This window comes from Mahella australiensis 50-1 BON (genome assembly GCF_000213255.1).
GTDB classification, from domain to species: Bacteria; Bacillota; Clostridia; order Mahellales; family Mahellaceae; genus Mahella; species Mahella australiensis.
The window spans coordinates 2,638,175-2,657,095 of the sequence record NC_015520.1 but is presented as its reverse complement, the minus strand read 5'-3'; the positions used below and the strand labels follow the sequence as shown (position 1 = coordinate 2,657,095).

Annotated in this window: 14 protein-coding genes and 4 pseudogenes; 15 read left to right on the top strand and 3 right to left on the bottom strand. The window is 42.5% G+C overall.

What is annotated here, in order from left to right; genetic code table 11:
• Positions 1–219: 219 nt before the first annotated feature.
• From MAHAU_RS16055 to iscB, 7 genes are all read left to right on the top strand, one after another.
• Positions 220–351, top strand: coding sequence for a hypothetical protein (locus MAHAU_RS16055; protein WP_281004385.1), 132 nt, complete (start codon positions 220–222; stop codon positions 349–351).
• A 23-nt stretch (positions 352–374) separates the two neighbouring features.
• Complete coding sequence (locus MAHAU_RS12570) at positions 375–1,457, top strand: AAA family ATPase (RefSeq protein ID WP_013782101.1); 1,083 nt, start codon at positions 375–377, stop codon at positions 1,455–1,457.
• Positions 1,457–2,680, top strand: a complete 1,224-nt coding sequence (locus tag MAHAU_RS12565) for a vWA domain-containing protein (protein WP_013782100.1) — start codon at positions 1,457–1,459, stop codon at positions 2,678–2,680. Before MAHAU_RS12570 ends, MAHAU_RS12565 begins: the two co-directional genes overlap by 1 nt.
• A 136-nt stretch (positions 2,681–2,816) precedes the next feature.
• Positions 2,817–3,551 (top strand): hypothetical protein, encoded by a 735-nt coding sequence (locus MAHAU_RS12560; protein ID WP_013782099.1) that lies wholly within the window; start codon positions 2,817–2,819, stop codon positions 3,549–3,551.
• A 5-nt stretch (positions 3,552–3,556) separates the two neighbouring features.
• Positions 3,557–4,222, top strand: a complete 666-nt coding sequence (locus MAHAU_RS12555) for a hypothetical protein (RefSeq protein WP_013782098.1) — start codon at positions 3,557–3,559, stop codon at positions 4,220–4,222.
• A gap of 121 nt (positions 4,223–4,343) precedes the next feature.
• Positions 4,344–4,961 (top strand): hypothetical protein, encoded by a 618-nt coding sequence (locus tag MAHAU_RS12550; RefSeq protein ID WP_013782097.1) that lies wholly within the window; start codon positions 4,344–4,346, stop codon positions 4,959–4,961.
• A 219-nt stretch (positions 4,962–5,180) separates the two neighbouring features.
• A complete protein-coding gene (iscB, locus tag MAHAU_RS12545) occupies positions 5,181–6,572 on the top strand; it encodes an RNA-guided endonuclease IscB (RefSeq protein ID WP_013782096.1) in 1,392 nt (463 codons plus the stop codon).
• A 338-nt stretch (positions 6,573–6,910) separates the two neighbouring features.
• On the opposite strand, the pseudogene MAHAU_RS16240 reads toward iscB, so the two are convergent.
• A pseudogene (locus MAHAU_RS16240) lies at positions 6,911–8,206 on the bottom strand (IS30 family transposase).
• Between the two features lie 1,343 nt (positions 8,207–9,549).
• Here MAHAU_RS16240 and MAHAU_RS12530 point away from each other — a divergent pair.
• Positions 9,550–10,626, top strand: a complete 1,077-nt coding sequence (locus MAHAU_RS12530; RefSeq protein WP_013782094.1) for a radical SAM protein — start codon at positions 9,550–9,552, stop codon at positions 10,624–10,626.
• Positions 10,627–10,682: 56 nt separating this feature from the next.
• Entirely contained in the window at positions 10,683–11,552 is an 870-nt protein-coding gene (locus MAHAU_RS12525) for a radical SAM protein (protein ID WP_013782093.1), read from the top strand.
• Between the two features lie 331 nt (positions 11,553–11,883).
• Here MAHAU_RS12525 and MAHAU_RS15980 read toward each other — a convergent pair.
• Positions 11,884–12,153, bottom strand: a pseudogene (locus tag MAHAU_RS15980) (IS110 family transposase); the annotation flags it as partial.
• Positions 12,154–12,260: 107 nt separating this feature from the next.
• Here MAHAU_RS15980 and istA point away from each other — a divergent pair.
• A pseudogene (istA, locus tag MAHAU_RS12520) lies at positions 12,261–13,489 on the top strand (IS21 family transposase).
• Positions 13,486–14,256, top strand: coding sequence for an IS21-like element helper ATPase IstB (gene istB, locus MAHAU_RS12515; protein ID WP_013782092.1), 771 nt, complete (start codon positions 13,486–13,488; stop codon positions 14,254–14,256). The pseudogene istA and the gene istB overlap by 4 nt, the downstream one beginning before the upstream one ends.
• A gap of 366 nt (positions 14,257–14,622) precedes the next feature.
• Here the strand turns inward: istB and MAHAU_RS16175 are convergent.
• Positions 14,623–14,808, bottom strand: a pseudogene (locus tag MAHAU_RS16175) (IS110 family transposase); the annotation flags it as partial.
• 103 nt (positions 14,809–14,911) lie between these two features.
• Here MAHAU_RS16175 and MAHAU_RS12510 point away from each other — a divergent pair.
• The 4 genes from MAHAU_RS12510 to MAHAU_RS12495 are packed head-to-tail and all read left to right on the top strand — an operon-like array spanning position 14,912 to position 18,885.
• Complete coding sequence (locus MAHAU_RS12510; protein WP_013782091.1) at positions 14,912–15,772, top strand: radical SAM protein; 861 nt, start codon at positions 14,912–14,914, stop codon at positions 15,770–15,772.
• Positions 15,769–16,869 (top strand): ribose-phosphate diphosphokinase, encoded by a 1,101-nt coding sequence (gene prs, locus MAHAU_RS12505; RefSeq protein WP_013782090.1) that lies wholly within the window; start codon positions 15,769–15,771, stop codon positions 16,867–16,869. Before MAHAU_RS12510 ends, prs begins: the two co-directional genes overlap by 4 nt.
• A gap of 10 nt (positions 16,870–16,879) precedes the next feature.
• Positions 16,880–17,938: a hypothetical protein gene (locus MAHAU_RS12500; RefSeq protein ID WP_013782089.1), complete on the top strand. Its 1,059-nt coding sequence runs from the start codon at positions 16,880–16,882 to the stop codon at positions 17,936–17,938.
• Complete coding sequence (locus tag MAHAU_RS12495; protein ID WP_013782088.1) at positions 17,935–18,885, top strand: prenyltransferase/squalene oxidase repeat-containing protein; 951 nt, start codon at positions 17,935–17,937, stop codon at positions 18,883–18,885. The genes MAHAU_RS12500 and MAHAU_RS12495 overlap by 4 nt, the downstream gene beginning before the upstream one ends.
• Positions 18,886–18,921: the final 36 nt, after the last annotated feature.

Here is an 18,921-nt window from a genome sequence, read left to right as displayed (position 1 = left end):
TCATCCGGGTGAAAAGGCCGATGTGCACAACCCGGAACCGGGGTTCGATTCCCCGCAGTTTTATCTAAAAAATAAGAAGGAAACGGTCTAAAAGCAAAAAAGAAAGCTTTTAGACCGTTTTTTATTTTTTCAAAAAAGAAAGGAGAAAAAATGAAACTGGCAAGATTTAAGCACAACTCTCATTTGTCTCAAAAAAATTATGCCCGTACGAAGAGGCTAATGAGAAAAGCCACTCGCCGGGCATATAAAGAAGCAACTACAAACATACGGCGGCCAATAGAACTGGAAGGCCGCAGCAATAGCGGCTATTGGGTTAAGACTAATAGCCATGGTGTCATGTATGATTGTTAAAAAAAGAAAGGAGAATTAAAACAATGGAAGAAGTATTAGCGATGGCAATAGCCATCCAAACGAAAGTACCCGTTATTTTATGGGGAGCCCCAGGAACGGGCAAGACGTCCGCTATACAGGCGATGGGGGATCAAATGGGTCTGCCCGTTGAAGTCGTTATAGCGTCTATAAGGGAGCCCAGTGATTTTTCCGGGCTCCCGGTTATTAGAGATGACGGGGTGCATCTAGAACCTCCTGCCTGGGCCAAACGCCTAGCTCAAGCAGGCAAGGGTATCTTGTTTTTGGACGAAATATCAACTGCGCCGCCAGCCGTTCAGGCCGCTCTGCTGAGAGTAGTGTTAGATAAAGTGGTGGGCGATCAACCGCTACCGGCCGAAGTGGCCATAGTAGCAGCAGCCAATCCGCCAGAGCAGGCAGCAGGCGGATGGGAATTATCTGCACCGCTTGCTAACCGATTCTGTCATTTGGATTGGGAATTAAATCCTACCGAATGGGTGAACGGCATGGTAAGCGGGTTTAAAAATAAACCTATGCCGGAACTGCCAGAGGACTGGCAGGATAAAATACCGCAGGCAAAAGCTGCGATAGCGGCTTTTATCCGGCACAGGCCACATCTGCTGCTTCAAATGCCTAATGAGGATAGTCTGGTCGGCAAAGCTTGGCCCAGCCCTCGGAGTTGGGACATGGCTGCACGCCTACTGGCAGCAGCAGAAAGCGTTGATGTAGGCGAAGAAGCAGAAGCAACACTCCTGTCCGGCTGTGTCGGTACAGGTCCCGCGCTCGAATTCCTTTCGTGGAAGAAAGCGTTGGATTTGCCCGACCCGGAGGATCTGCTGGAACATCACGATCAATTTCAGGTACCGCTCCGTGGTGACCAGGCATTCGCCGTATTAACCGCTGTTGTAGTGGCGGCAGTCAATAAATTGACTGAAAAGCGGTGGATAGCAGCATGGCAGATACTAGCCCAAGCCGCTGAACAGGGCGCAAAAGATATTGCAGCAGCTGCTGCAAAAGCCTTAGTAGAAGCACGGAAGCCAAACCTCCCGTTACCGCAAAAAGAGGTACGGGAATTTATCCCACTACTTAAGAAGGGAGGTTTGATATAATGCCTATGCCGGAAGACCTGCAGGCTGCTCGCCTGCGGTTAGTAGAAGAGCGTCCATACCTGGCATCCGCTGCATTGGCGCTTCATCCGGTCGAGAAACCGGGATTGGAAACCATGGCAGTAGACCAGTACTGGCGGCTGTATTATGATCCGGTGGTAGTTGAGCACTGGACAGCAGAAGAAATGTCCGGTGTGCTCTACCACGAGATCTGCCATCTAATCAGGGATCATGCTTCACGAATGAAAAATCTCGATCACACTATCGCAAATATCGCGACAGATGCGGAAATAAACGACGATTTGATTCATGAAGGTGTGAAACTGCCTGAAAATCCGGTTACGCCGGCCAGTATCAGACAGCCTGACAACCTGTTGGCAGAAGAATATTACGCTGCTTTAGAAGCTAAGGCGGAACATATCTCATTGCTGCGAGCTGGTGTGTGCGACAACCCGGCTGATGAGAACAAGACCGGAATGCAAACACCGGCGCCTTGTGCCGGCCGATGCGGTTCATGCGCAACAGGTCAGCAGGAGTCATGGGAAGACGATCCTCCTGACTCGAGCAATGGTATAAATCAAGCCGAAGCGGAGCTTATACGCCGGGATACCGCTGTGCAAATAATCCATGCATCAAAAAGTTGTGGCAACATACCGGCGCACTTGGTACGCTGGGCAAATGCCAAACTACAGCCTAAGGTAGACTGGAGGCGTGAGATGGCATCTGTTGTACGAAACGCTGTAGCACAGGTAAGCGGTACTGTAGACTACAGTTACAACAGGCCAAACAGGCGGCAAGGGCAGTTTCGTGATAACAAAATAATACTCCCGTCGCTATGCCAACCAATACCCGAGGTGGCTATAGTGGTGGATACATCGGGCAGTATATCAAACGATATGCTAACCAAAGCGTTAGCCGAGGTATCAGGAGTACTCAAAAGCTGCGGGTCCCGTGGAGTCACTGTACTAGCCACAGATGCCAGTGTTCACACGTGCAAAAAAGTATTTAACGTAAAGCAGGTGAACTTGGTAGGCGGAGGCGGTACAAATATGGGCAGCGGAATAGAAGCGGCATTAAAGCTTAAACCGCGACCGCAGGTTGTAATAGTACTTACTGACGGCTATACACCATGGCCCGGCATACCGCCACAAAAAGCCAAAGTAATAGTTGGCATGATGAGCGACCAAGAAGCACCGGCCTGGGCAAAGACTATTAAAATAGCCTAATTGTCAGCAAAGGTGTGAATATGCCTATATTGCGGCGGTAAAAATTAAAGGTGAGCTTGAGACTAAAAGGCAGTACAAGCCAGTTGTGTTTGTGCTGCCTTTTTATTTCTCTAAAAAAAGAAAGGAGAAATGAAAGATGGAAGAAGTGCGATGCCGGGTACGGTGCAGCGGGCACATGCATACTGTAACATTGACAGAAAGCGGGGCGTTAATGCTGCACGACCATCCCGATCTGATAACCGAGCGTGCTCTTGTAGCCCTTGGCGGTAAGCTTCCACGCTGCCTTGCAATACTTGAGGCGTGGAAACAAAAAGACCGGGCACCACTGCCGCCTGTACTACACCCGGCGCTTAACGAAGCCCAGAAAAAGACAAAAGAACGGGTGATGAGGAACACATTTACAGATCCTTTGTCTGTTTCATTCCGCACACGTGCGGAAGAACGGGTTAAAAAGATAGCAGAGGATCTACTGCAAAAATGCGCATACCGGCGGTCTCAAAGCCGCTGGGCAGGGGGTAACCACATTGCCTGTGCCCGGGTCGGGGAACCGCATATATGTGGCGGTTCCGAACAGGTACGGAGTGAAAATGGCAAGTGGACAGGCACAAATTCATACGTCAGCGCTACTGTTCCCATTTCGTGGTTTACCCGCGTATACCGTCGCGGGTTAGCTGTTGTTGACGGCTGGTTTGTGCTTGATGTGCTTGCCGAAGATGAGAAGGGGTTTACTGTCTTAGCAGGACGACAAGGCCGTGGGTTTGAAGTTAACTTATGGCCGGCCGTTATTACCCGTTCTGCCGACGGTGATTGGCACCTTCGCTGGGTTTCGAGGGGAAATAGCATAGTAACAGTTAAAAAGGAAGGGGAGTAAAAACAATGGAAGAAGTGCAATGCCGGGTACGGTGCAGCGGGCACATGCATACCATAACCCTGACAGAAAGCGGGGCGTTAGTGCTGCACGACCATCCCGATCTGATAACCGAGCGTGCTCTTGTAGCCCTTGGCGGTAAGCTTCCACGCTGCCTTGCAATACTTGAGGCATGGAAACAAAAAGACCGGGCAACACTGCCGCCTGCGCTACGCCCGGCGTTTGACAAAAGAATGAAAAAGTTGTGGCAACGAGCGAGTAATAAATACAATTGTGATCCGCTCGATACGCCGATATTTGAGCGTACTGTAGAAAAGGCAACAACACTGGCACATATAACACTGGGAAAGTGTGCATACAAACGTCAAGAATGGCCTGGCAACACTGACCGGATCCGTATTGGTAAGCCGGACATATGCGGTATGGCCGTAACACAGAAAAAAACAATTATTACTGTTACTATTCCGCCTGTTTGGTTAGCTCGTGTATACCGTCGCGGATTAGCTGTTGTTGACGGCTGGTTTGTGCTTGATGTGCTTGCCGAAGATGAGAAAAGATATCTTGTTCTTGCCGGCCGGCAGGGCAAAGAGTTTGAGATTTATCCCAGCCAAGCATGGGTAAACCGTTCTGCCGACGGTAATTGGCGCCTTCGCTGGGTCTGGAGACAGCAATAATGTTGCAATTGCTGTCTTTATTACCCTTTTTTGCAGGCGCTGCCGCAAAGTGATAGAATATAGGAGGTAAGAGCGAAATCTTACCTCCTTATTTTTCAAAAAAAAGAAAGGAGAAAGCTTTATGAGAAACGATTTCTTGGTTATGGCCACAATTATAATAGTGATTACAATAATTTCGGGGGCTATTCTGATTTATCAACTGACATTGCCTGTAGCTAACTGCGAAATTCAAACAGTAGAAATCAAGGTAGCTAATATTAAATCCATGGAACTGGGAAACGAGATATCAGGCAAAGGGACAGCTGTATTTGGGATCGGGTATGGTTTTATCGGTGAGCACCCTTATTATTATGTATATAAAGAAACCGGGGCGGATCAATATCTGCTGGACAAACTCGATGCTCAAAAGGTCTATCTTGTAGAAAATAATAGCCAACCAAGAATGGTGTATCAATACAAGTATTTCGTAGTTAAGGGTAAGTCGAAGGCAATTAATATCAATGGAGTGAAATATAAACCCGATAGGCTTTTCAGGTATGAAGTTAATGGGGAAACATATGCAATTGTTAAGAATAATACTGATAATCCAGAGTATAAGCCGCTGGCAGAAAAGCTTTCGCTTAAACCTGAGGAAACATTATACGTTAGTTCGTTAAGTCCTCAGATTAAGCTGTATGTGCCTAAAGATACCGTTAAAGTTGAATGTCAACTACCCACCTCTAAAGAGGTAGGCTTGTAAAAGAGCCTGGTTGACCAGCCTAAGTCTTAACTGACTACGTTATATAAGTCATGATACCTATGGATGCTTCTCCAGTCCGTAGATCTATCGCTCAGCATTAAACAGTTCCGAGGGTATGGGCAGTGTGCTAAGCGCAAAAAGCTTATATAACATTGGCGCGGAGAGATTGCCGGAAGGCAGCGTTACTAGCCCCGTAAGGGGCTCCGAAAGGAGAAAATTATGGTATTTGTACTAGATAAACACAAGAAGCCGTTAATGCCATGTTCAGAGAAAAGAGCGAGATTATTGCTTGAACGCAGCAGAGCAGTTGTCCACAAAAAAGAACCGTTTACAATACGGCTTAAAGACAGGACGGAAGAAGAAAGTCAGTTGCAATCCTTAAGATTGAAACTTGACCCTGGCAGCAAAGCGACAGGTGCAGCTGTTTTGGCAGATGATACTAAGGCCATATGGTTAGGAGAAATACATCATAAATCCAATATTAAGAAAAAACTTAAAGACAGACGTGCGTTGAGAAGCAGCAGACGTAATCGCAAGACAAGATACAGGCAGGCACGTTTTAACAACAGGCATCCTGCGAAATGCGTTGCATGTGGTAAAAACGCAAAACATGGCAGCCGATATTGCAGGCCGTGCCAAAAAGCAAGGAACTATGTTGATAACGGGTATCGTGAAAAGCGTTTACCTCCGTCGTTACAGGCCAGAGTTAATCAGACGATTAACTGCGTAACAAAACTGTGTAAGTTGTTGCCTATAACAGCAATCAGCACAGAGCATGTTAAGTTTGATACGCAGTTAATGCAAAACCCGGACATCAACGATGTGGAGTACCAGCATGGAGAATTGTTTGGCTATGAGGTTAAAGAGTATCTGCTTGAGAAATGGGGGCGTAAATGTGCTTACTGCGGCAAAGAGAATGTACCGCTGGAAGTAGAGCATATAATCCCTAAATCCCGAGGCGGCACTGACAGGATAAGCAATTTAACAATAGCCTGTCATAAATGTAACCAAAAGAAAGGTAATATGACAGCAGAAGAATTCGGCTATCCAGAGATACAAAAACAAGCTAAACAACCGCTTAAAGACGCTGCAATGATGAATGCAACCAGATGGGCATTGTACGACAATCTGAAAAAGTTTGGTTTGCCGGTTGAATGCGGCACGGGTGCCATGACAAAGAAACAGCGACTAGCGCACAAACTGCCTAAAACGCATTATTATGATGCATGCTGTGTCGGCGCCAGCACATCTGATGAAATAACAATTTCAACAGAATATGTTTCAATATGGTCAGCCATAGGAAGAGGCACTAGGCAGATGTGCAGGACAGACAAATACGGTTTCCCAAAGGGCTACCGTAAAAACCGGAAGCAGTACTTTGGGTTCCAAACAGGAGATATAGTTAAAGCTAACATACCAAATGGCAAATATCAGGGTAACTTTACAGGACGCGTTGCTGTAAGATCAAGTGGGTACTTCGACATCAAAGACAGTACGGGCAATTGTCTCTGTCAAGGGGTATCATGGAAATATATGCAAGTTCTGCAGAGAAACTCTGGTTGGCAATACGACAAAGAAAGGAGGAACCCGCTCCTCTCGCAACTCAAGTAGCGAGTCTCCGCGGGTAAATATTTTCATGAAACGGATATTAATTAACGGTACTGGGCATTTTAGGGTGAAATGAAAAAGTAACGTCCACTTTGTAGGATTAACTTCCACTAGCATAGGGGTCAGGGTAATTTTTTTGAAATGAGAATCATTTAATTCTACTATTTTGTGGTAGATTTGATATAATTATTAGTGAAACGAGCAGGTTTTATCCGTTTTTTGGGTATAGGAAATAGAAGGTGAAAAATAACCGCTTTTTTTATAAAAGTAAATTCCACCCTATACAGAGCCCTATATAACGGCATTTGTAATACCTAACAGCGATACCTGCCCATTTAGTTTTATGCTCCCAGAAGTGTAGGATTTAGGATAATATCGTCTGGTAAGATATAGTCCGCATCTAACTTCTTGGGGGCATCAGTTCCATGAAGGAAGCTGAATACCGAGTACGGTGACTGGTCGTTTAGCTTCCTTCTGCCATATGAATTGATATGATTCATCATAAGGGTGATGTTTTCTTGCTTATACATGTCAAAACTATGACCTTTTGGGATAACCCTCCGGATTAACTCATGGTTATTCTCTGCAGCGCCTTTCTGATATGGGCAGGAAGGCTCACAGTAAAAGATACGTGTCCTTCGTTTGCCGTCCTTATCGAATTCGATAGCAGAAGGATTAGAAAACTCACTACCGTTATCAGTGAGGATGACCGGAAAGAGTTCCCGAAAGGTATCTGGCCCCAGTCGTTAATAGAGGTTGTCAAATATATCTATAACAGACTGAGAGGTGTTAGCCTCCCGAATAAAAGCCAGCATAAACTGAGAATCAGTAAAATGTATGCTCAGAAGCACTTTTCCACCCTTTGAGCCTTCCACGCTATCCATCTCAACAATAGAGGTATCCGGATTATCGTTTATGAAAGCAAGGAAATCATCATAAGTACGGCCGATCCTACACGATTTATCAACCTTGAAATTGGTGGCAGACTTCTTTCTGAGCCTGTATCTTACCTTTCTGGGCAGGTCGATATTTCTGGCAGCAAAGAGGCCGCAATTAACATAGTTGTAAATGGTCTTCTCGCTATGCATAATAGCATCCCTATTATTAGAGCAAATATGGTGTAAGGATTGACCCTTTTTGATGAGGGGAGTGATGATTTTATCCAGACGTAAGATCTCTTGCTCATCAGTAGAAATACCCTTACGCGACTCAGAAAGGCATAGTTTATACTCTTTTTGAGCCTCAGCTGCAATGTACATGGACTTCTCAAGAGTACAGCTTCTGAAGTTACTGCAACCGTTGCATACATAAGGTGGGTTAGACAGAAGGGGACATACATACTTCCCATAATCAGGACATACTGTATAGCATTTAGGACAAAACCGGCAGAAGCGGTTTCTGCAGCTAGAGCTGTCGCAGATGTAGGAATGCTGACAATCGAAACGATGTATGCAATCATTAAATGACTTACCGTAACAGCCAGCTTTTCTGTATACGATATGTTTTTTGACCTCTTTAGCAATAGAAGTACAATCACGGTCGAGTAATCTAGCAATTGCCTTAAATGACATAGAATCATTAAGTGATTTTTCAATCGTGATTCTTTCACTGAGAGTAAGATGTTTAGACTTGGGCATAACAAAACCTCCTCAAATACAGGCAGGTATTACTGTATGGACAAATGCCAAATATAGTATAACACTTTGTATAATTAAGGTCTATCCTTTTATTTGTAAGATTAATTTCCACTATTGGATGTGATAGGGGTGGAAGTTACTTTTTCAATTGAGGAAAAGATGCGAAATCTCTGTTTGAGGTGAAAGATCCCTTGTCAACTACTTTAGTTTGTGATATACTTCCATTAAACGGTTCCTCCTCATTTTGTTTCTCTGATATAAGTATATTATATACCTTTAGAGGCAGGAACCGCTACTCCAAATTCCATGAAATTTTGGACATCTTCATTATACGAGCAGGCCTTAGGATGTGCGGCGGGAATCCTCTCCAATTTATTGGAGAGATGAGAGCCGTTTTCGCTGGGCATTAATTGCTTGCCATCAAAAACATATTATGGTATAATCAAGGTGTAGTCTTGTAGCCTGTACACAGGTGTATGCCATGTGGAATGGTGTACCGTATATTCACATGTTGCGCAAAATGGCAAGGTAGCTACAGTACATTATGTCCTACGTTGTAAACTGAATATTTGGCGGTTGCAGCAAGTAATCCTTTGCTGTGTAAAATATTCAAGGTGCCGCGTATTAAAGTATCTGTGGAGAGTAGGTATTACCTACCCAGCAGTAGTGGCGTTGGACACGCTGGAGATGTACCGATGGAATGGACATCATTTCATCGGGAATCCGAAGCTCGCCAATAAATTGGCGATGTAGTTCACTGGTAATAAGCATAAAACTAATACGGCTTCTCTATACATTGGGTACAAAAAAAGAGAAATACGATCCAGTTGAAGTGTTGGGAAGCATAAGAAAGCAACAAATAGCACAGGCCGCGTAAAAGAGGGGAACCGGGTGGAGTAGGCAGAATTTCCTCCATTAGGGCATAGACCCTGCATACGAGCAAAAGGAGCCTCCACCGGTCCTCCTACATAGTACGAAGGAATGTGAGGCATGATAGGGTTAATGAGGGGGACAAAAAGGTGGTTATCTACCCGGATAAAATAAATGATATATGCTGCCTTATGGGAATTATCTTTGACAATGCAGTCTTGTCAACCCGTACAAAAACCTGCCTGGGTATCAGGCAAGAAAATAGATGAGGCAAGTTTTTTGTGCCCTGACGGCTTCGGGGTTGACAATCCCACTTATGCCAAATACCTAATAATTAAAAGGCAGCGAATGCGAATATCTGCAATAGGGCAAACACTCTCATTTTCAGAACCGATGAAAGTTGGAGAAATCTAAAGAAATTCTGAGAACGAGGGTGAAAAATAAATCAAAATATTGAGATAGGGGGATTTGTTATGAAATGGAACATCGGCTGGGGTGTCATATCGAGCTGCAATATGAAATGTGAATTTTGTTACAGCAAAAAAACGAGACAGGAAGTGCAGCAGCTTTCTTTTTCACAATGGAAGAATTTTATCGATCAGAATTGCGATAGCGTAAATAGCATCAATTATGGTACTGGCGAAAACACGCTTAGCGACGACTGGTTTAGGTTAGTGGATTATATTGGCACCCATTATCCGTTTATTCGGCAGGCACTTACAACAAACGGATATCTGGTAAAGAGGGTCCGTGAGAACGCCGAATTCGATAGAATTGTAAAAAACTGTATTTCGGAAATTGATGTTTCACTAGATTACTGCATACCGTCCAAACACAATGCGTTCAGGGGGTTTGATTCTGCGTATGAATTGGCTATCAAAACGCTTTCATATTGTGAAACGAATGGTATAATATCGACCATAGTGTTTATGGGAACAAATTTAACTCTTGAGATACAAAACATCAGTGGACTATTCGATATAGCTAAGGCATACCATTCGAAACTGCGACTGAATATATTCAGGCCTACGGATGGCATTAATGACCATTCAAAAAGATTTATCGCTGACTTTTCAAAAATAATAGACGCATTGAAATGGATTAATGAAAATCATAAAATCATCGCCATCGATGATCCATTGTTCGCTTCCGTGTTATGCGATGACTATGAGCAAATTGACCCGTCCGGGCTTCAGAGCCTACGCATCCTTCCAGATGGAAGCATAACACCTTCCACCTATTTGCTCAAAGAGAAATTCAGAAAATTCAATATACTGGAGAACCATGTGCTGAGCAAAATAGATTCAACGAACGTGGGTATCGAGTTTGATACGCCAGCCGAATGCGCACAGTGCAGGTATGTGGACAAATGTCGTGGAGGAGTGTATGACAGAAGATATCTGTGGTATGGTTCCTTCAATAGCAGGGACCCGTATTGTTTATATCGGCCGGAGAATTATGTGCCGGACTTCAAGGTTCGAATTTCAAAAGTTGATTCTTTCCAGTCGATCCATCATGGATATCTGCCCACTATGTTCTTTGGCGTCTAGCGTGTATGTTTTGTCGGCACACTTGTACAGGGCTTCAATTAGTTTGGAGGATTATTATGAGTTACGATTTGTCATGCTGCTTCAGAAATGGCGATAAAAACAAGTATAGGATCTTATGGGAAATAACGGATATGTGTAATCAGCGATGCCCATTTTGTCATGCAAAGGGGACCAACAATATAACCATTGAGGACGTCAAGAAAATACTAGATAATCTAAAAATACTTCAGATAAAAGATATCATTTTGACGGGGGGGGAGCCATTCCTCAGGAAGGATATTTTTGAAATTATGGATATGATCCAGCGAGGAGGATACTGCGTAGATTTGTGTACTAATGGCACGTTGCTGGATAAAGAGAAAATCAGCAATCTCAAGAAGTATGTTTCGGAAATCTCCGTGTCGCTTGACGCTCACAATCGCGAGTTGTATCGGGTGCTCAGAGGCCGAGATGACTTTGACAAGGTAATTCAGAATATTAGGGAGTTGGTCTTCCAAGGGATCGCGGTTCACCTGATCTGCACATTAAACTCCCATAATTATCCATTTGTTGAGCAGATCATAGCTCTTGCAGAGGAATTACGCGTTGACTCAATTGCGGTGGCAAATATTATTGCAGATATAGCAAATGATGTTGACTATGTAAAAAGCGTTCTACTGACAGATGCCCAATGTAAGGATATCATGTTGTTGATTGAGCGGTTGCGACCTGTCACAGGAATCATCATAAATACGAAAAATATACGTAAAGTGTGTGACAACAAGCAGTGTATGGCGGGAAAAAACATTCTGGGAATTACCAGTGATGGATACCTGATCAGTTGTATCATGAGGAGGAATTCTAGAAAAATTAAAATCACGGGGAAAATTGATGCGCAGATGCTACATGATCTGACGGCCGATTATATGGAAAGTTTTCAAAAATAACTGGAAATTCAATATATTTCCAGCATAATCCGCATAGCTTTCAATAGAGAGCCTAAAGAGAGTTAAGGCATAACATAATGCACGATATAGTGACATTATTGTACATTACTACGAAAATAACTTAACCCCCTTCCAAGACCTCAAAGACTCTTGGAAGGCTTGCTCCTTACTACGAAAATAACTTAACCCCTTCCAAGGTTTCAAAGACTCTTGCGAAGGCTCGCTCCTTGACAATTTAATATATTAATCCTAAAAAGGACAATACTACCCTATGCAAGTATAATTGTCTATACTTGCCAGATAGATATGCGGTATAATGAAAATACTTCAATTATACAGGTTGCTTTACCTCAAAACCAAGTTTTTGAAGTTCATAAACCATTCTTGCAACTCGCTTTTGCTCTGTTTGAAGCCTGCGTGCTTCAAAACAGCTTTCATTATACTTTGTATCTGTTTTAAGCATAGTATAGATGATTACAAGTAGTTTCCTGGCAAGAGCTATAATTGCTTTTTTAGGACCTTTACGCTGCTTAATCTTCCAATACCAGGCACAGAGATACGATTTCCTTTGGCGGGTTATTACCCAGGCGAATTCACAAAGTGTCACCGCCGGTGTATAATTGACCCAGGAATAACGAGAAGGAATTGACCCACCCCCTGGCGAATTATCCCTCTGATTAATCCTATAAAAAGATCGGAGGGAAATAAATGCTAGGGAGTGGATCTATTATCATGTTACACGAATTAAGAGCAAAGGGCAAGAGTATTCGCGCAATCGCTCAAGAAACCGGTCTTTCAAGAAATACTGTGAGAAAATACCTCAGAGCATACGGTATCCCTCAAAGGAAACCGCATCCTAAAAGGGGTTCAAAGCTTGATCCCTACAAGGATACTATTCAACAGATGATAAATTCAGGGATATTCAATTGTGAGGTTATTTATGAAAGGATTAGAGAGGAGGGCTATACTGGCGGCCGTACCATCTTGAGGGACTATGTAAGGCCATTCAGGCCTACCAAACAGGTTCCTGCTGTGTGCCGCTATGAAACCAAACCAGGCCAACAAGCCCAGGTTGACTGGAGTGAATATACCTACATTGATGAAGAGAGCGGTGAAATGCGTAAACTTTATATCTTTGCCATGGTATTGGGTTATTCCAGGGCCATATACGTGGAATTTACAAACCGCTGCAATGTTCATACTTTCATTCGTTGTCTTATCCACGGATTTGAATACTTTGGCGGAGTAACTGACATAGTGCTCACTGATAGAATGAAAACCGTAATACTTGGCACTGATGAGAACAACAAGCCGATATGGAATTCCACATTTGAAGATGTGGTGCTACTCTTGGATTTATTCCCAGGGTATGTAGGGCACGGCGTCCGCAGACTAAAGGCAAGGTAGAAAGCAGTATAGGGTTTGTTAAAAATAACTTTTTGGCGGGCAGGAGGTTTACAGACTACGGTGATTTAAACCGTCAGGCGATAGCGTGGTGTGAAAAGAAAAACAGGAGGATACACGGCACTACTGGCGAAAGGCCTATTGACCGCTTGGAAAAAGAAAACCTTAAACCCCTGCCTGCCCCTGATAGATACCAAAAATTCATGGAAGAAGTAAGAAAGGTTCACAAGGATGGTCTGTTGAGCTTTGACGGTGTGAGGTACGGTGTGCCGTGGCAGTATAGCGGGAAAGAGGTGATTGTAAGGGATAAAAACAGCAAAATTGAAATCCTTTATGAAGGAAAGGTGATAGCGACCCACGAAAAACATTACCGTTCGAGGAGTATAGTTTTTATCAAAGATCAGTATAAAGGCCTTAAAGAAGCTGAGGGCATGATTTATCCTAAGCCAATAGCAATTAAATCGTCTTTCCTGGAAGTAGAGAAGCGTTCTCTGGGGATTTATGAAAGCCTTCTGGAGGTAGATAGGGCATGATAGACTTTGAAAAAGCTCGGACTCACCTTGAAGAACTAGGTCTTTCAAATGCAGCGTCCCTCCTTGATGCCCTACTTGAGAAGGCTCAGCATCGAAACAGTACGTACGTTGATTTTTTAAACGACCTTCTAGAAGCCGAACTTGTTGAAAGGCAAAGGCGGAATATGGAGGTAAGGACGAAGCTTGCCAGGCTCCCGTATAAAAAGACTCTGGAGGAATTTGACTTTACCTTTCAACCCAGTATTGATGAGAAAGCGATAAAGGAGTTAGCCACGATGGCCTTCGTTCACCGGGAGGAGAACGTAATATTTCTTGGCCCACCTGGAGTAGGGAAGACGCGCCTTGCTGTAGGGCTTGCTATGGAAGCCCTATCACAGGGGATATCGGTTTATTTTAGCAGCCTTATAAGGCTTATTGAAGACCTCAAGAAGGCCTATGAAGAGAACCGATTAGAGAAGCGAATGAGAATATATACGAGGCCTAAGCTTCTTATAATCGATGAAGTAGGGTATCTTCCATTAGATGGTCTGGGTTCGAATCTCTTTTTCCAGCTAATAAGTGCTCGTTATGAGAGAGGGAGCATAATTCTGACAAGCAACAAAGGCTTTGGGGAATGTGGGGAGCTAATGGGAGATCCTGTGCTTGCCACTGCGGTATTAGATAGATTATTACATCATGCTCACATAATTAACATAAGGGGCAACAGCTACCGTCTAAAGGACAGATTAAAAGCCGGGCTATATGCTAGTCAGCGTGATAATGCTTAATTTAAAAAGCCCGGGTGGGTCAATTTAAATCCGCTATTGACAAATTATGCAATAGCTGCTTCATTCGGTGTGTCAAGGGCAAATTGCTCAATTTGTTCTTTTATGTTGCGCTCTAAGGTGCGTCATGATATAATAAGTGTGTAGTAGCGTAGAATGGTTGTGATGAAATATGCTTGCGGAATGCAGGATTCATATAAAGAATTACTAAAAAAATAACTTAACCCCCTTCCAAGACCTCAAAGACTCTTGGAAGGCTTGCTCCTTGACAATTTAATATATTAATCCTAAAAAGGACAATACTACCCTATGCAAGTATAATTGTCTATACTTGCCAGATAGATATGCGGTATAATGAAAATACTTCAATTATACAGGTTGCTTTACCTCAAAACCAAGTTTTTGAAGTTCATAAACCATTCTTGCAACTCGCTTTTGCTCTGTTTGAAGCCTGCGTGCTTCAAAACAGCTTTCGTTATACTTTGTATCTGTTTTAAGCATAGTATAGATGATTACAAGTAGTTTCATGGCAAGAGCTATAATTGCTTTTTTAGCACATAATTGAAATTATGCAAGTACATCAAACTCATTTTCATCCTTGGTTGTGATTGTGAAATCATGATCCGTTGTAAAATATAAGTTCAGAAAGGAGTTCCTTATGAATTGCTGTTTTGTTCCATTGAAAAAGGGGATAAGATTACAATGGGATATTACCAATCGATGCAATCTGAAATGTATACATTGCTGTGCGAGTAAAGAAGAGGTAGAAGAGCCAACAACCGTTGAGTATATTGATAGAGTGGTCGATATACTTGCTAAAAACGATGTGATGAAGGTGACGATTTCCGGAGGAGAACCCACACTGAATAAAATGCTTTACTATATTGTATCGAAACTGAAGGAAGCGGGAATCAAGGTCGGGATTGTCACCAATTTATATTACGACTATACCCTTATCGAACCGTTGATAGACAAGTTGGATTCAATTACTACTAGTATTGATGGACCTGCGGATATCCACAACAATATCCGAGGACAGAATTGTTACGATACGATCCTTCATAATATTCTGAGAATAATAAGGGTAAAGAATGTGAAAGTCATTACTACGCTCAGCAAATTGAACTACGGGCATATAGAGGAAACGGTTTCTTGTTTAGCTGGGATAGGTGTGAAAAACATCATGTGCGCCTACATAACGCCGCGGGGGAAAGGGGCGCTCAATAAAGAAATGCTGGAACTTCAGATTGACAAAAATAAAATAGAAAATCAGATACAGCGATTATCCGAAAAGTATGGGGTCAATATATCGTCCAGCGTGTGTTCACATTACTTTAAAAGTCTGGACAATCAATGTTTAGCAGCAAATAAGATTTTTTACCTATCTGCTTCGGGAACCTTGCATCCCTGCCATCTCTATACGGAATATGGTATCAGTATTTTTGAGGATCAATGTTTTGATCTAGTAAGAAATTGGTATCACAATAGTCACATTCTTGGGGAAGAGGTAAAATCATGAACGGTGAATATTCTGGTAATTTGGGGATTATATCCATGCCTGGTACGAAAAAGTTTTGCTCGAAAATTGATTTTTACTTAAAACAGTGGCGTGAAACCGATCATACGTTTATCATCGATGCGGAATATCCAAGATTTTCTAGCGGTGACGGAAAGGTAGTACTCACCGAATCGGTAAGAGGAAAAGATATTTACATCGTGTCAGATCCCTACAACTACTCTATTACCTATAAAATGCGCGGAATAGATACGAACATGAGTCCTGATGACCATTATCAGGATATCAAACGGGTAATATCGGCGATAAACGGAAAAGCGTGGAGGATCAGCGTGATCATGACCATGCTCTATGGGTCACGGCAGCATGCTCGCAATTGCCGGGAATCGCTAGACTGTGCCGTGGCCTTAAGAGAACTAGAGAACCTCGGTGTAAAAAATATAATAACCTTTGATGCTCATGACCCCAGAGTTCAGAATGCTATTCCCTTAACCAGCTTTGACAATCTGTATCCCAACTATCAGATGATGAAGGCGCTGGTAAGAAATGTGGGCGATATTTCTATTGATCCTTCTAGAATGATAGTGGTCGCACCAGATGCGGGAGGAATTCAGAGATGTTTGAAACTCGCCGAGTCACTGAATCTGAATATTGGGATGTTTTATAAAAGAAGGGATACAACTCATGTGACCGAGGGACATAATCCAATTTTGTTCCACAAATTTTTGGGTGACAATTTATTTGGGAAAGACGTTATCATAGTGGACGACATAATGGATACGGGAGAGTCGTTGATAGATTCATTTACTGAGCTTAAGAGAGGCGGTGCCAAGAGAGTGTTCGCGTTCATTACGTTTGGAATGTTTACGAATGGATATGAGTGTTTCGAAGTGGCGTATAGAAACCATTTGTTTGACAAAATATTTGTTTCAAATTTGATATACCGACAAGAGGAACATATCGCAAGGGAATGGCTTGTTGATGTTGATTTATCGAAATACGCTGCGTATATTATTGAATCAATAAACAAGGAGATTTCGATCAGCAAAATACTGGATCCAAAAACAAAAATAAGTAAATTAATAGAAAGTCTGAAGTAGGGTGATCCATATGTCTAGAAAGTATTATCTTGGTGTTTTAGATTCCTGTATCGAAGTATGCTCAAATTGCTCCGAAACATTTATGAGCGCGATTTTTGATTCCCTTCCTCATATTGCTGGCCTCATACTTCAGGAAGAACTTAGATTATACCAAAAGCTATTTACAGTCAATTTATGGCTCTGCTCCAAAGATGTAATTGCCCAAAGGAGAAACATTCTCAGTGGCCAACCGAAACAGATCGTTGTCCATGGCGGAAGCAATCAGGACTTATACAAAACCGCACAGCTTTATCAGGGGAAAGATAAGGATACCTACTTGTTTGATGAAGATGATTGTATCGTAGAAAAGCGAAACGATCTTCATTATCTGGATTGTTACTTTGCCAATTTGAAATCGTGGATACCGCGCTATATTTTAAAGAGTATAATAATGGAATACTTCTTCAGTCAAGGGTACGTGGAAATGCATTGTTCCGCCATCGATTATGGAGGGAAAGCGGTTTTATTCATTGGCTCGAAAGGTAGTGGAAAAACCACGGCATTATTATCGCTTTTAGCGTATAATCATTCGGCTAAAATCATTTCTAACGACCGGTCTCTGCTCAAATACAATCCGGAAGCGGAATGTATAGATGTGATATCAGTCGACAGCACCATACGGATAGGAACTGGCACCTATAAAGCTATATTTGACAGCTATAAAGACAACGCGTTTTTAGATTGCCTGCGTCAGGCAAAAAAAGTTGGAAACAAGCTGAATGTTTCTTTTGAAGAATTATCCGATTTCGTGTGTATCGAACCAGTGAAAGTTTCAGCGATCGTTGCCTGCAGCTTGGATTTGAACTGCTGTTCCGAGATCGAAAACAACGATCATGCAGTCGGTTTATATGATTATTTATTCGAGGATGACAATGAACATCCGAACTGGCTGCATATATTTTCACGAAGAAATGGATTGGCTGAAAACGAAATAATGAACAGCCGGATACAGTATTTTACTGCAAAAATCGGCTTCGATATTAGGGAATTTGCGGTGAAGTTTTATGAATGCATGGGTGGTGGCATATGAGCGAATTATTGTATAAAAAAAGCATGGAAATCATAAACGATTATTATCCGTCGCTTTTAGAGGAATATTATCAAAATGCGATGAAGGTGCCTCAATATATTTTTAATCATATATTCAGAATCGTTTTACAGGTAAATGATACGGTGCACATATCCAAAATGTACAGAAAACTTCTCGAAAAACAGCTGCCATCTGGGGGCTGGGGGAGCTTGCAATCGAATTCTGAGGGTCTTTATGGCATAACGGCAACCGCATTACAGCTGTTGTTTTGGACTATTGACCGATTGCGAAACGACGAAAGTTCAGTTAAGATTATTGAAGACTCGATAGCAAGGGGCATTGATTACCTGTTGCGGACAGATGGTGATGAATATTGGGTGGAAAAAAATTCTTCTGATCGAAAACATGGAATACTGGATCTGAACCATTATATATTACAGTGTTTGTACTATGCACTGAATTATGAGAACGGATCCGATAAAAAATTCCAAAAGGGGGAAACGGCTTACTGGTATGATAAGCTGTCAAACTTTTATCTGAGGACGCAGGAGGAAGACGGAGGATGGCATGAAATTGGGAAGCCGCGTTCTAGAGTAGGAACGACGTCAGATGCTTTGCGTGCGTTGCTTCCAAACAAAAAGTATGTCAAGTATATTGGCAGAGGGATTCTGTTTATCATCCATAATCAAAATCCTTATTACGGTTACTGGGATGCGGGAAATTTAGATAAATGTTTCGATGCTTCCAAAGCGCTGATAAACTCCGTCTGGGCGAATGATAATATTTTCACCAGTCTTGATAGTATCGATAAGGGATTGGATTATATCCTAACATATGATGTCGACAGGATGAATTTTGAAGAAAAATGCGATTTGATGACAATTTTAATAGACTATGTGGATTTGTATAAAGGGAAAAAATATTTTATGGCCAAAAAGTTCTTCTGACGTGGGAATGACTGAATAGAATAGAATATAGGACTT

Excerpts from the sequence above, each read along its gene's own strand:
- MAHAU_RS12570 (WP_013782101.1), top strand. The coding sequence starts at position 375 with ATGGAAGAAGTATTAGCGATGGCAATAGCCATCCAAACGAAAGTACCC.
- MAHAU_RS12525 (WP_013782093.1), top strand. The coding sequence starts at position 10,683 with ATGAGTTACGATTTGTCATGCTGCTTCAGAAATGGCGATAAAAACAAG.
- MAHAU_RS12500 (WP_013782089.1), top strand. The coding sequence starts at position 16,880 with ATGTCTAGAAAGTATTATCTTGGTGTTTTAGATTCCTGTATCGAAGTA.
- MAHAU_RS12495 (WP_013782088.1), top strand. The coding sequence starts at position 17,935 with ATGAGCGAATTATTGTATAAAAAAAGCATGGAAATCATAAACGATTAT.
- MAHAU_RS12555 (WP_013782098.1), top strand. The coding sequence starts at position 3,557 with ATGGAAGAAGTGCAATGCCGGGTACGGTGCAGCGGGCACATGCATACC.
- istB (WP_013782092.1), top strand. The coding sequence starts at position 13,486 with ATGATAGACTTTGAAAAAGCTCGGACTCACCTTGAAGAACTAGGTCTT.
- iscB (WP_013782096.1), top strand. The coding sequence starts at position 5,181 with ATGGTATTTGTACTAGATAAACACAAGAAGCCGTTAATGCCATGTTCA.
- MAHAU_RS12510 (WP_013782091.1), top strand. The coding sequence starts at position 14,912 with ATGAATTGCTGTTTTGTTCCATTGAAAAAGGGGATAAGATTACAATGG.
- prs (WP_013782090.1), top strand. The coding sequence starts at position 15,769 with ATGAACGGTGAATATTCTGGTAATTTGGGGATTATATCCATGCCTGGT.
- MAHAU_RS12550 (WP_013782097.1), top strand. The coding sequence starts at position 4,344 with ATGAGAAACGATTTCTTGGTTATGGCCACAATTATAATAGTGATTACA.
- MAHAU_RS16055 (WP_281004385.1), top strand. The coding sequence starts at position 220 with ATGAGAAAAGCCACTCGCCGGGCATATAAAGAAGCAACTACAAACATA.
- MAHAU_RS12530 (WP_013782094.1), top strand. The coding sequence starts at position 9,550 with ATGAAATGGAACATCGGCTGGGGTGTCATATCGAGCTGCAATATGAAA.
- MAHAU_RS12560 (WP_013782099.1), top strand. The coding sequence starts at position 2,817 with ATGGAAGAAGTGCGATGCCGGGTACGGTGCAGCGGGCACATGCATACT.
- MAHAU_RS12565 (WP_013782100.1), top strand. The coding sequence starts at position 1,457 with ATGCCTATGCCGGAAGACCTGCAGGCTGCTCGCCTGCGGTTAGTAGAA.